The sequence below is a fragment of the Spirosoma areae genome, from assembly GCF_054781775.1.
Window position 1 is genome coordinate 395,375 of sequence record NZ_BAAGTT010000040.1, and the last position, 13,811, is coordinate 409,185.

Annotated in this window: 7 protein-coding genes; all 7 read right to left on the reverse strand. The window is 52.8% G+C overall.

The window, feature by feature from the left end; all coding sequences use genetic code 11:
• Positions 1 to 31 precede the first annotated feature (31 nt).
• Positions 32 to 1,462, reverse strand: coding sequence for a DUF1501 domain-containing protein (locus ACYVI1_RS25235; protein WP_460913685.1), 1,431 nt, complete (start codon positions 1,460 to 1,462; stop codon positions 32 to 34).
• 82 nt (positions 1,463 to 1,544) lie between these two features.
• Entirely contained in the window at positions 1,545 to 4,958 is a 3,414-nt protein-coding gene (locus ACYVI1_RS25240; RefSeq protein WP_460913687.1) for a DUF1553 domain-containing protein, read from the reverse strand.
• Between the two features lie 7 nt (positions 4,959 to 4,965).
• Positions 4,966 to 6,435: a glycoside hydrolase family protein gene (locus ACYVI1_RS25245; protein ID WP_460913689.1), complete on the reverse strand. Its 1,470-nt coding sequence runs from the start codon at positions 6,433 to 6,435 to the stop codon at positions 4,966 to 4,968.
• A gap of 19 nt (positions 6,436 to 6,454) precedes the next feature.
• Positions 6,455 to 7,147 carry a glycoside hydrolase family 26 protein gene (locus tag ACYVI1_RS25250; RefSeq protein ID WP_460913690.1) on the reverse strand — a complete coding sequence of 231 codons (693 nt, stop codon included), beginning with the start codon at positions 7,145 to 7,147 and terminating at the stop codon, positions 6,455 to 6,457.
• Between the two features lie 2 nt (positions 7,148 to 7,149).
• A complete protein-coding gene (manD, locus tag ACYVI1_RS25255; protein ID WP_460913691.1) occupies positions 7,150 to 8,361 on the reverse strand; it encodes a D-mannonate dehydratase ManD in 1,212 nt (403 codons plus the stop codon).
• Between the two features lie 333 nt (positions 8,362 to 8,694).
• Positions 8,695 to 10,170, reverse strand: a complete 1,476-nt coding sequence (locus tag ACYVI1_RS25260) for a RagB/SusD family nutrient uptake outer membrane protein (protein ID WP_460913692.1) — start codon at positions 10,168 to 10,170, stop codon at positions 8,695 to 8,697.
• Positions 10,171 to 10,190: 20 nt separating this feature from the next.
• Complete coding sequence (locus ACYVI1_RS25265) at positions 10,191 to 13,556, reverse strand: TonB-dependent receptor (protein WP_460913693.1); 3,366 nt, start codon at positions 13,554 to 13,556, stop codon at positions 10,191 to 10,193.
• Positions 13,557 to 13,811: the final 255 nt, after the last annotated feature.

Consider the following 13,811-nt stretch of genomic DNA (forward strand, 5'->3'; position numbering starts at 1 on the left):
TGTGCTGGTATGTGTTGTTTAAGTCAGCGAATCAGGCCAGAATCGGTTTTACGACCTTGCCCGCTACGTCGGTCAGGCGATACCGGCGACCCTGAAATTTGAACGTAAGCTGCTCATGGTCGAGGCCCAACAGGTGCAAAATCGTGGCCTGAAGGTCATGCACGTGGACCGGGTCTTTGGTGATGTTGTAGCTGAAATCGTCGGTCTGGCCCAGTGTGAACCCCTTTTTGATACCGCCCCCCGCCAGCCAGACCGTGAAGCAGCGCGGGTGATGGTCGCGGCCATAATTGTCTTTGGTCAGCTTGCCCTGCGAATAGGCCCCCCGGCCAAACTCCCCGCCCCAGATCACGAGCGTATCGTCCAATAAACCGCGCTGTTTCAAATCCTGCACCAATGCCGCCGAAGCCTGATCGACCGACTGCGCCATCGTTTTGATGTCTTTCGGCAGGTTGCCGTGCTGATCCCATCCCTGATGGTACAACTGAATGAACCGAACGTCTTTTTCAGCTAATTTTCTCGCCAGCAGACAGTTGGCGGCAAACGTACCGGGTTGGCGGCTTTCAGGACCGTACATATCAAAAATATAATCCGGCTCATGGGCAATGTCGAGTGTTTCGGGAACCGAAGCCTGCATCCGGTAGGCCATTTCGTACTGCTGCACCCGGTTATTGATTTCGGGGTCGAGTACGTGGCGATACTGGTCTTCGCTCAGTTTCGCCAGCGTGTTGAGCATATTCCGGCGCGAGGTTTTGTCGATGCCCGTCGGGTTGTTGAGGTAGAAAATCGGGTCCGGCCCGGAGCGGAACACCACGCCCTGATGCGTGGACGGAATAAACCCGTTGCTCCACAGCTTGGCGTACAGCGGCTGGTCGCCGGAGCGTCCTTTACTCAGCAGTACCACAAACGCGGGCAGGTTTTTGTTTTCCGACCCCAGCCCGTAACTCATCCACGACCCCATCGAAGGCCTTCCGCCAATCTGGTTACCCGTCTGGATAAACGTCACCGCCGGGTCGTGGTTGATGTGTTCGGTGAACATGGATTTGATAAACGTCACCTCATCCACAATCTTGGTGTGGTGCGGCAACAGGTCGCTCACCCACGCCCGGCTGCGGCCATGCTGGGCAAATTTATAGACCGAAGCCGCCAGCGGAAACGAACTTTGTCCGGCACTCATACCCGTGAGCCGCTGTCCGTTCCGCACCGACTCGGGCAGGTTCTGGCCCCACATGGCTTCGAGTCGGGGCTTGTAATCAAACGTTTCTAATTGCGAGGGTGCGCCACTCTGAAACAGGTAAATTACCCGCTTCACTTTGGGCGCGAAGTGCGGCCCGCCCAGGGATTTGGGCTGTTCGGCTGCGTTGGCAACGCCGGGCAACAGCGAAGCCAGCGCGGCCGCCCCGATGCCTAAACCAGCCTGACCCAGAAAATTGCGTCGGCTAAACTGATCGTGTAGTTGGTCCATAATGAGATGTCGGATTTGGGATGTTGGATATGGATTTATGGAATGCGGAGCTAATCCGAAATCCCATATCCAACATCCCAAATCAGCGTTTTACAAGTGCTTCGTCGTAATTCAATAGTGTAGTGGCCACCACCGTATAAGCTGCCAGGTCAACCGGGTTCAGCGACGGGTCTCGGGGGAATTCGCCGGTTTGCAGCAGGGCTTCCGCCCGTTTTTTGTCCTTCGCAAAACCGGCGTGTTCGGTTTGGTAAAGTTGCTGAAGCAGAGCCAGTTCGGCTGGTCTTGGCGCGCGCGATAGAGCCGCCTGAAAAAAGTAGGTAATTCGTTCGCTGGCCGATGCCATGCGCTTCATAGTTCGTTCGGCCAATACGCGGGCGGCTTCCACAAACTGCGGGTCATTCAGCGTCACCAACGCCTGAAGCGGGGTGGCCGTTTTCTGTCGGCGTACCGTACACAAGGCCCGGTCGGGCGCGTCGAAGTTGAGCATCATGGGCGGTGGTGAGGTTCGTTTCCAAATCGTGTACATACTGCGTCGGTATAAACTGTCGCCGTGCTGTTGGCGGTACGTGATGGTGTTGCGGGTAGCCAGAGCCTCCCAAATACCGGCTGGCTGATACGGATACACGCTCGGCCCGCCAATTTGCCTGACCAGCAACCCACTGGCCGCCAGCGCATTGTCCCGAACCTGTTCGGCGGTATAGCGGTAACTCGCCCCCCGCGCCAGCCACTTATTGTCGGGATCGGCTTCAATCTGCTCCTTTGTGGCTTTGGATGACTGCCGGTACGTGGCCGATAATACCATCCGACGAATGAAGGCTTTTACGTTCCAGCCGTGCGACGGGCCGCCTTCTGTCCGAAACTGCACCGCCAGCCAGTCGAGCAATTCGGGGTGGGACGGCAGTTCACCCTGATTGCCAAAGTCTTCCTGCGTTTTCACGAGGCCGTTGCCGAAATACTGCTGCCAGAATCGGTTGACCATCACCCGCGCAAACAACGGATTCGATTCGTCGAGCAACCAGCGGGCCAGCCCCAGCCGGTTGCGGGGGTAATCGGATGGCAGCTTGCCCAATTTCAGAATCGTTTCGGGCTGAACTTCCGCGCCGGGCGCATCAAAAACGCCCCGCTTCAGAATGAATGATTTTCGGCTTTGACTGGCGGGTAGTTCCTGCATGGACATCACTTCGGGAATGTCGTGTAGCAGAGCCGCTTCCTGACCGCGCAGCGACATTGCCTGTTGGTTTTGGGCGGCAAACGTGGGGTCGGTGGTCAGGGTGTAGTGTTCCAAAAGCAGTTGTTGCTGACCGGGCGAACGCCCGCGCCGACGTACCGGTTGAACAGGCAGGGCCAGCAGGCCCGAAACTGCATCGGTGGCGCGGGTCAGCGACTGCACTTCGAGCGCGGAGAGTTGACGATTATAAATCCGCAATTCGTCCACGCTGACCTGACGCAGCGTTTTTTCGCGCTCCTCATTGCCGATCTCAAATATGGGCAGTTTGTTCGATTTGTTGGTGCCGTGCGGCCCGTGCAGCAAGCCTTTGGTCAGGTTGTCAGTGATGAGCTGGCAGGCCGCCGGTTGGCCGTTGATGAACAGCCGAACGCCGTTGGCTTTTCCATTGCCGTTGTAGGTCAGCGTGATATGTTGCCACGACCGGAGCGGCAATTTCCGGGTGGTGCGGAGTTCGATGCAGTTGGCGGGCCAGACGTAACTGAGCAGCACGCGCAGTGTCCGGTCGGGGTTCAGATTCACGCCATAGCCCCGGTAGCCTTCGTTTTCGTAGTTCGACCGGCGAAAAATAGCCCCTTCCACGCCCTCTTGATGGATATTCATCCATAGGCTGACCGAAAACGGCTGATGGCGTTCAAAATTCAGCCCCTTGCCAAATCGCTTTTTGGGTTCCTGCAACTTCCCGTTTACGCGGTCAACACCCGCCAGGGCCACGCCGATACCGCAATCGCCCTGCAACAACAGCCCGTTGCCAAATTTACCGGCGGTTGGCAAGGGGCTGCGCTCTTTGTCGCCACTCACAAAGGCTTCGTAGGTCGGTATAGCAGCATTGCGATAGGTTTTGGTACTGTCGCCATCAAACGGCAGATGCACCAGCAAACCCTGCGTCAGCGTCGGCGTGGGTTTGGGGTTGACAGCCCAGGCAGCAAACGATTGGCGGTAGGTTTCCGGGTGCAGCTTCGGTTCAAGCGTCTTGATTTTGGCCTGGATATAGCGGAGTTGCTGCTCCACGTTTGGGTCGGGCAGCATCACCGTTGGGCAGGCTTCACCATTGTGGGTGATCTGCCCGGCTTCCTTGTTCTGGTTGAAAAACGCGAATAGCGAATAGTAATCCTTCTGTAAAATGGGGTCGTATTTATGGTCGTGGCAGCGGGCGCACTCCACCGTCAGGCCGAGCATGGCTTTGCCGAATGTATTGGTCCGGTCGGCCACGTATTCAATCCGGTATTCTTCGGGAACAATGCCGTTTTCGCCACTCTGCGCGTGTTGCCGGTTAAACGATGTAGCCACCAGCCGGTCGCGCCGAACCGCCGGAGAAACTGGGTCGGCCAGTAAATCACCCGCCAACTGTTCGGTAATGAACTCATTGAATGGCTTGTTCTGGTTGAAGGCCCGAATGACCCAGTCGCGGTAGGGCCAGGCGTTTCGCATGGGGTCGTCCTGGTAGCCCTGCGAATCGGCGAAGCGGGCCACATCGAGCCAGCTAATGGCCTGTTGCTCCCCAAAATGCGACCCGTTCAGCAGCTTGTCAACCACGCGCTCATAGGCATCGGGCCGGGTATCGTGCTGGAACTGGGCAACTTCGGCGGGGGTTGGCGGCAGGCCCGTCAAGTCCATATACACCCGCCGGAGCAGGGTTGTTTTGTCGGCTTCGGGAGCGGGTTTCAGGCCGCGCCGGAACGCCGGACCGTCATTCATTTTGGCGAGCGTGAACCGATCAATATCGTTTCTGATCCAGCGCGTCTGTTCGTCGTCGGCAAGGCCCCAGCGGGCCAGCCAGCTATTGCCAATCCGGGGTACGTGGGGTTTTTGAATGGGCGAAATGGACCAGTGTTCTTTGTATTCCGCGCCCTGTTCGATCCACTTAATCAGGATCGCTTTTTCTTCGTTGGTCAGCGTCAGGTTCGATTTGGGCGTGGGCATCACTTCCTCCGGGTCGTGGCTCAGAATGCGCTTAATCAGTTCGCTCTTACTGACGTTACCAGGTGCAATGGCAACCGCCCCGCTTTTGAGGGTTTGGGTAGCTCCCTCGAAGTTGGCTAATTGCAGACCCGCTTCGATTTTGGTCTTGTCGGGGCCATGACATTTGAAACAGCGATCCGAAATAATCGGCTTCACGTGCAGGTTATAATCCACCGATTCGGGCAGTTTGTCCTGCACCGCCAGAATCTCAGCCGGTAATTCAACCGAGTTCTGGCACGACACCAGGCATACCCAGGCCAGCAAACAACCGAGGACGGCAATGCAGAAAAGTTGGCGATTGTGGTTCATAACGGGGTTATTTCAGGGGTAGATACGCTGCTTTATCAATCGGGGTGCTGCCCGTTCGGATGGGAAAGTCGGCTTCAGCAACAACCTGTTTTCCGTTCAATAACACATTGTCGAAGGTTACATTACCCGTCTTGTTTTTGACCACCGACGGCACGGGTTCGCCCGTCATCGTGATGTTTTTCAACACCACATTCTCAAACGTCGTCTCCGGGTTTTGCAGGCCAAACAGGGCCGTCGGCTCTTCAAACCGAATGTTTTCCATCCGGTAATTACGGTGCGTTGCCTGCCCTTTGCTGTTCGGGCTGACCATACAAAACAGCGACCAGGGCGCGTACCAATCGCCTTTACCAATGTGAATAACATCCGTATTTTTCATGGTAATATTGTTGGTTGTTAGGGCCTGCCCGTTAAATCCGATGCGGAACACATTGGCCAGCGTTGTCCACAGCACACAGTTCTCGATGGTAATATCAGTCACTTCTCCGGCTGTGTTTTTAGTAGTAGCCCACATATCCTGACTGCTGCCGGGGGTGAAAAACGCAAAACAATCGTCCATCGAGCGGATAAAACTATTCAGGACTTTGGCCCGTCCGCCCCCGTACCAGTCGATGCCATCGCCGTTGATATTCTGCGGATTTACGGCCAGTATTTTGATGTTATCGAACACGGCATCGAAGGTGGTATGGGTTTGCAGCGACCAGGTACGGCTGCGCCCCACGAAGGTTATCCCACTGACAGTCAATCCCTGAACGTTATGAGTCGTAAGCGGATGCCAGTTTCTCTGATTCTTCCAGCCATCGTCGTGGGTTTCAGATTGCGGGCCATAATATACGACCGTTCCCCTCCCCAGGATACTGACATTTTTGGCATCCCAGACATTGATTCCGCCAAACAAGACCGCTCCGGCATCCAGCAACAGCGTTTGTCCACTCGCTAAATCAATGTTCCGGTGATGAATACCGGCTTTCAGATGAATAACGTTCGGGCCGTTCAGATTGGATACGTTGGTATCGGGGTGATTGGCAAACAGCAGGATCACATCATCTTTAAATCCGGTTGTCGTTGAGCTACCTGTTCCGGCGCGTTCTACTGAATACTGCCCCGCTTCGGAAAGCGAAAAGGCGACCGTTGAGCCAGTCAGCATTGGCCTGATTTTTCTGGAAAGCGGACGGACAGACACCTCCCCCCGCCAATACCCTTTCTCGTTAAGCTGTGCGGCTTCTTTGTTGGAGGTTTGTCCCGAATAGTTGTCCTTTTCCGCTTTTGTAACGGTCACGCTGGCGTTGCCCGTAAAATCAAAACTGGCGAAATAGACATTCAAACCGGCATGAAAAACCGATACGGGTTGGCCGTTAACTGTTACGGCATAATAGTCCGACCTGAATTCTTCGGGCACGGGATGGGGTGTAACGGTTTGAGCGTAGGTCGTTATTCCGCTGATACATACGGCCAGAAAAAGGGTGAAAACACGTTTCATATCTATACTGATTTACAGCTTATCGCATCTCATCAAGCGTAACTGCCGATGGGTGATTCATCATGTCTCTGGCGTTCGGATTGTCAATGATGGCGCGTCTGACCTTCACAGGCCCGCCGGGACGGCTCAGTTTTCCATTAGTCCACGAATGCCACTGCATAAAATACCCAGCTTTCCCCCGGTATTGTCTGATGATTTCCAGTTCATCCAGCACCTTTACGCCCTGATTATCAATATCATCGCCACATTCCGCAACAACAATTGGTTTGTTGAGTTTTTGGAGAATTTTGTAGTTTTCGGTAAAATCGGGAACGGGTGCTTTGTAAATATCCATGCCTACCACATCTACATAGGCATCACCGGGGTACATCGTCAGAACGGCCTCTCTTGTGACAGGACTGAACGGATTATTGGCGGCATATACCCACACTAAGTTGTCGAGTCCCATCGACGTAAACGTCTGGTGCATATCCTGCCAAAGTTGCTTAAAATCAGCCAGATTCGTGGGCGTTTCAGCATCATTGGCCCCCCACCAGAACCACGAGCCGTTCATTTCGTGAAACCGAAGTTCATCCTCCACGTCCCGGCCTGCTTCTTCATCCAAATCCACAATAATCACGTTCACGCCTTCGCGGACAAAAATTTCGGCGGTGGCCCGGCCAATGCCTTTGGCTCCTCCCGTGATGAGGGCTACTTTTCGGGTTGTCTGCATCGTTACCAGTTTGTTAACGTCCCGTCAGTCAGCCGGTTAACCGGCAGGTAAGCCCGTTGATAGGGGTAATTGGCGGCTAATTCTTCGTTGAAGTCTACGCCTAAGCCGGGTTTGTCGGTCACGTACAGATACCCGTCCTCGAAGTAATAGTCGTGCGGAAATACCTCGTTGGTGAGGTCGTTGTGGCGCATATGCTCCTGAATCCCGAAGTTGTGAATAGCCGTGTCGAAATGCAGCGCAGCCGCCAGGCAAACCGGCGACATATCCGTAGCCCCGTGACAGCCCGTTTTAACATGGTAAATGTCAGCTAAGGCCGCAATCTTGAGCAGGGGTGTCAGCCCGCCCCCATGCGAGACGGTCATCCGCAGGTAATCAATGAGTTGTTCGGTCAGGAGCGTGGTGCAGTCATACACCGAGTTGAACACTTCGCCCAGGGCCAGTGGCGTGGTGGTGTGCTGCCGAATGTGCCGAAAACCCTCCTGCAATTCGCCCGTTACGGTATCTTCGAGCCAGAACAGGTGAAACGGTTCCAGTTCTTTGCCTAAGCGAGCCGCTTCGTTGGGTGTCAGGCGGTGGTGGCTGTCGTGGAGCAGGTGCAGCTCGTCGCCAAACTGAGCACGAACGTCGGCAAACAGTTTCGGCACGAAATTCAGGTACTTCGCAGTATCCCAGACTTCTTCGGTGGGCAGGCCACCCCGAATGGCGGGTTCGTAGGCTTCTTTCCCTTTGGCCACGCCATAGACCGAATCCAGCCCCGGCACCCCGCTCTGCACCCGTATGGCCCGATAGCCACGCTCCACTTCCTGTGCCACTTTGTCGAGCGTATCGCCGATGGTTGTGCCGTTGGCGTGGGTGTAAGCCAGGATTTTAGAACGGCTCCGGCCACCCATCAGGTTATAAACGGGCGTGTTGAGGGCTTTTCCCTTTATGTCCCATAAGGCCATGTCGATGGCCCCAATAGCCGCCATTGTCACCGGCCCGCGTCGCCAGTAGGGACTCCGGTAGCCATACTGCCAGATGTCTTCGATGTCGAACGGGTTGCGGCCAATGAGGCAGGGTAGCAGGTGGTCTTCGAGGTAGGCCACCACCGCCAGTTCCCGCCCGTTGAGGGTCGCGTCGCCGAGGCCGTAAATGCCTTCGTCAGTATAAATCAGCAGGGTAACGAAATTCCGTCCGGGTGAACAGACAACCACTTTCGCGCTTTCGATAATCACGGGCAGGTCGGGTTTAGGAAGGTAGCGTTTATAAACTTTCCTGTAAACTCTTGGATTTAGTAAGGCAAAGGTAGCGGGCAGACCGAGTGAATGAATTTGCTATCTTTTCAAGAGTATCCGGTATTTTAGCAACATTAACGGTTTTTCACAGAATAAGGCCATAAAATACTATATCTTCAGTATGCGGAATTTTATCAATAATCCATCAGGCTCCAACTACCTGATGGATAGGTGTACTCGCCACATCAGAAATTTGCCAGTCAATACCCATTGTATTTGACGGGTATCGACTGGCAAATGATTTACATTCCTACAGGCTTGCCCTGATAATTTCTACAAATCAGGATTGATTAGAAATTCGGTACTGGGGAAGGGAAAGGTATAATCCGCTTCCACAATTGTGTTGGGGTCAAGTGCCGTTTCGGAGGGATGCCGGTTAGAGTTTGCCGCTTTCACCAATTCCAGCCGAACCAGGTCGAAAAAGCGGTTGTTTTCAGCCGCAAATTCCCAGGCCCGTTCCTGTACAACTGCATCGGCAAACTGCGTAGCCGACAGGCCGGCCAATGCCGTTAGTCCTGCCCGCTTGCGGATGGCATTTATGGCATCATACGCCAGTTGGTCGGGGCCACCGGAGCGGGCTTTGGCTTCAGCATAAATGGTCAGAACATGGGCATACCGCATTAAAATAACCGGAAGGGACGATTCCCAGGTAGGCAACGGACTATTCGCGTTGATAAACCGCTTTTTGTAATACGGGTGTTTCAGGGCCAGCTTATCCCAGGTAAGCACGGTGCCATCCGATTTTTTATAGGTTGTCGCAAACGTGGCATCTTTTCTGGCACCCTCCGGAAAATTGGTAAAGAAGTTCAGTTCGGCAAAGGCTACGTCCCAGCCTCCAATTTCGCCGGGCAGGTAATAGGCTCCCAACAACGAATTGGCCGAAGTTCCATCTGATTTATTGGTCGTAATCGAGAAAATTTCTTCTTTCACTAATTCAGCACTCCCAATTTTGGCCGGGTCATTTTCAAACAGGGCCGCAAAGGAAGGCACTAAATCAAAGCCGTAGGCGGCTTTGTTGTCAATCACCTCTTTGGCTTTCGCAGCCGCCATCGCATACTTCGAATTATCTTTCAGCGGCCATCCGGCTTCTGTCAAATACACATCGGCCAACAGGGCTTTTGCTGAACCCACATTCGGGCGACCCAGCGCACGTTTTGCGTTAGTCAGCAGTGTTTCGGCCTGAGCGAGGTCGGCTTCAATGAGTTTATAGACTTCAGCAGTTGAACTCCGCTTTACCGTCAGTAAATCATAGGAGAACGTGGCCGAGGTTAAAATGGGAACGGTTTTGTAATACCGCACCATCCAGTAATAACTCATCGCCCGCAGAAAGTAGGCTTCACCCGCCATCACTTTTATTTTGGCAAGGTCGCCCTTCGTATTCGCGTAGTTTTCAATGACATTGTTGGCACCCTGAATCGTTTTATAGCAACCTCTGTAAACCGGAGTCGATGCCGCGCTGGCCGTGCTTACGTTCATGGTTTCAAATTCGTTCTGAACCGACTGTGTTGCCGGGCAGGTTACATCATCGCCCCCCATAGCACAATCAGCCGCACCACCGGCAATAAACCCGGCTCCAAACGTGTTCGCATAGCCTTTGTAGGCACCCGTAAGGGCACTTTCTAACCCGGCCTCGGTTGCTAACACGGAATTGCCTAACACTTTTCCCCTTAAATCTTCCTCCAGATAATTCTGGCACCCTGCCGAGAGCAGGACAATGAAGCAACCTGTAAATAGTATTGACTTTTTCATCTTTTTCAAGGTAAGAGTTTTCAAAATGTGACAGATAGGGCCAGTGTGTAGGTTTTTGAATTAGGGTAAGAGCCATAATCAATACCCTGATTGATGTCTGTACCGCTTCCTACCGAACTTGATTCGGGGTCAACGCCTTTATATTTCGTAAATGTCAGCAGGTTGGTAGCCCGGCCCGATACTTTCCACTCGCCGATGTTCTTTAGCAGGGTTTTGGGTAGTTTATACGACAGGCTGACGTTTTTGAGTCGTACAAAACTTCCGTCTTCCAGGAATAAGGTCGATTGAGGCTCAAATTTGTTGGTCGCGCTGAAGGCCGGGAAATTGGAGGTTTCGTTGACACCCGGAATATAGCGGTCGTTGATTTCCGCCAGAATAGGCTGACGTGTATCCCGGCTTCCCATCAGGGCCATTGTGCGGGTGTAGTTTAACTTATCGACCCCAAAAATTCCCTGGAAGAAAAAGTTAACCGTAAAGTCCCGGTAGCTAACCGTGTTGTTCCAGCCCAGCGACGTTTTGGGCATTCCATTCCCAATAATCTGGTAGTCTTCGGCACCAATTGCCTTATTGCCATTTACGTCCTGATAACGCGCGTCGCCAGGTTTGTTGCCATATTTCTGGGCTTCCTCAGCCTCCGAAGGCTTCCAGGTGCCGAGGTATTTTAAGCCCCAGTACGACCCTAACGATTGACCTGGTTCATACACAAATTCGGGTTGGGCCGCAATTCCCGAAACGTTGGGGGATGAAAAAATACGGGCCGCCACGCCACCCAGCGACACAACGGTGTTCTGTACGTTTGAGAAAACAAAATCGCTTTTCCAGCTAAGATTAGTCGATTTTAACACCGTGGCCCCCACCGAAAGCTCCCAGCCCTTGTTCTGTATCTCACCCAGATTAGAAGCAATAACCCCACCGCCTGCGTAGAGCGGTAGCGGCCGGTTTAAGAGCAGGTCTCTGGTATTCTTCACAAAATAATCGAACTCAACATTTACCCGTCCGCCCAGCAATCCCACTTCCAGACCCAAATCCTGTTGCGCCGTAGTTTCCCATTTCAGGTCTTTGTTGCCGGGGTTTCCTAACTGAATGCCCGAGCTGAGGGCGGTACTGTTGAACCCATAAATAACTGTATTATAAGCCGATTCGGTAGCATAAGCCCCAATGGCCTGACTTCCGGTTAAGCCCCAGCTTCCCCGCAGCTTCAAGGCGCTAAAGACACGAAGGTTTTGGATAAACTGCTCATTGGCTAAATTCCAGCCAACGGCCACCGCCGGAAAGGTGCTGTATTTATTGTCGCCATAGAACTTCGACGAACCGTCGCGACGAACCGACACCGAGAGTAAATAGCGGTCTTTCAGGCTATAATTGACCCGACCGAGGTACGAAACGAGTCCAGTGTTTGTAAAACTCGACCCAGCATTAAAGGCATTCGCCTGGGCCAGATTATCGTATTTTAAATCAGGGAATTTTAAGCCCGTAGCACTGGCATTGAAATAGTCGCCCTTAAACGCCTGGGTTTCAAAAACGGCGACGGCATTGAGGCTGTGAATACCGTTGAAAACCTTATTATAGGACAGCGAATTGGTGCTTTGTAATGTGATTTGCTGACCCGTCGATTTCGAGGCATTGGGCGAAAAGTTAGTCAGGTAGTTGCCGCTAAACCCTTTGCTGTCGAGCGACAAATAATCGACCGCATACTGGACGTTTAAGGATAACCCTTTGACAAACTCGTAAGTCAGCCCGCCAATGGCATTGGCAAACGATTTCTGTCCGATGTTTTCCTGGTCGTACAGCAACGCCACGGGGTTAGCCTTTACGGAACTGACTGGGTCGCTGATGGTATAATTGCCATTGGCATCATAAATCGGGGTAGTGGGTGCCCAGGCCAATGCCTGAACAATCGGGTTACTGGACGACCCGGTACGGATTTGCGTGTTGAGATTTTGGGTTTGACCCGCAAAAAAATTCAGCTTAAACGACAGTTTATCCGTCAGTTGAGTCGCCAGATTGGACCGCAGGGTGTATCGCTTGAAAAACGTATTCTGAACCGTACCCTGCTGGTCGAGGTAATTCATGGACACCAAATAGGAGGTCTTATCCGTCGCGCCCGAAATACCCAACTGATGATCGTAGCCAACGGCGGTCCGATAAATCTGGTCCTGCCAGTTGGTCCCGCCCATCTGCCGGAAGGTGTTGATTTGGTCGGGGGTAAAGGCCGGGTTTAGCTTGAGTACCTGGTTCCGGTCGTTTACGGTGGTCGCAAAGTCAGCCGCATTCAATACATTTAGTTTACCGATTACCTCCGACTGATAAAACTGCCCCTGATAGTTTACGTTTATTTTACCCCGTTTCCCGCTTTTGGTGGTGATGATAATCACCCCGTTCGACCCCCGGCTCCCATAAATAGCCGTAGAAGACGCATCTTTCAGGACTTCTAACGAGGCAATATCATTCGGGTTAATCAGGTTATAATCAGCCCCCACAAAGCCATCAATCACATACAGCGGCTCATTACTCCCCAGGGCAGAATTGACCCCCCTTATCCTGACTTTCACATCGGCACCGGGCGCGCCTACCGTATTGGTCACAACTACGCCGGAGGCTCTTCCCTGCAACACCTGGTCGAGACGGGTTACGTTTTGCTCGGCAAATTTGTCAGACGAGATTGACGATACAGAACCGGTCATATCCGATTTTTTGACGGTTCCATAACCCACCACGACGACTTCATTCAGGGATTTATTGTCGACTTTCAATGAAACATCAACCTGACTGCGATTGCCAATGACGACTTCCTCCGACAGATAGCCGACAAACGAAAAAACCAAAACAGATGACGCATCGGGAGCGGCAATCGAAAACACCCCGTTGCCATTGGTGGTGGTTCCTTTTTGCGTGCCTTTCAACAGGACGCTAACCCCCGGCAAAGCCGCGCCGTTTTCGTCGGAGACCTTGCCCGTTACGTTTATATCAGTCGGAGGAGTATCCTTTTCAGTTTTTTTTTCTGGCCCGAATTCATAAGACCGGGGCGTTGGTGTCAGAATAATGTATTTCCCCGACACGTCGTAGCTCAATTGAAGCGGCTTTAAAAGCCGGTCCAACACCGTAGAAAGCGGCTCACTGCGGGCAATCAGGGTTACTTTCTCTTTGCCACTCATCAGCAACGGTTCGTAGCTGAATTTAACGTTGGCCGATTTGCCAATTCGGACCAATACCGTTTGGAGGTCCTGATTTTGCAACACTACCGACACCGGACGACTGAGCAGTTCCTGAGCGTAGCTTTCTTTGGCGGCACTTACCCCAACGGTCAGCATAGCCAGGAACAGGTGAAAGCAGGAGAATTTAATCGTCATGAGTGCTACCTGGACGAGTGGTCGAAGTTTTTTCATACTTTTGATTGTTTTGAGGGTTTACCGGAAAATGAATCAGCAAAACTATTCCCCACATTCTGCTACGGATGCGTTGGGAAATCAATTGAGGTCGGTAATGCTGGACACATTACCGACTTTTTTCTTGCGTTTTACTCAGTTTTTAATGCTATTTGGGGTTTATTAGTGCGGAGAAACTGTCTGAAAATTACTTCCTACTTGGTCTGAAAACCTACCCGTCGGACCGCCCCTAAATCCCCTAAAGGGGACTTGTCT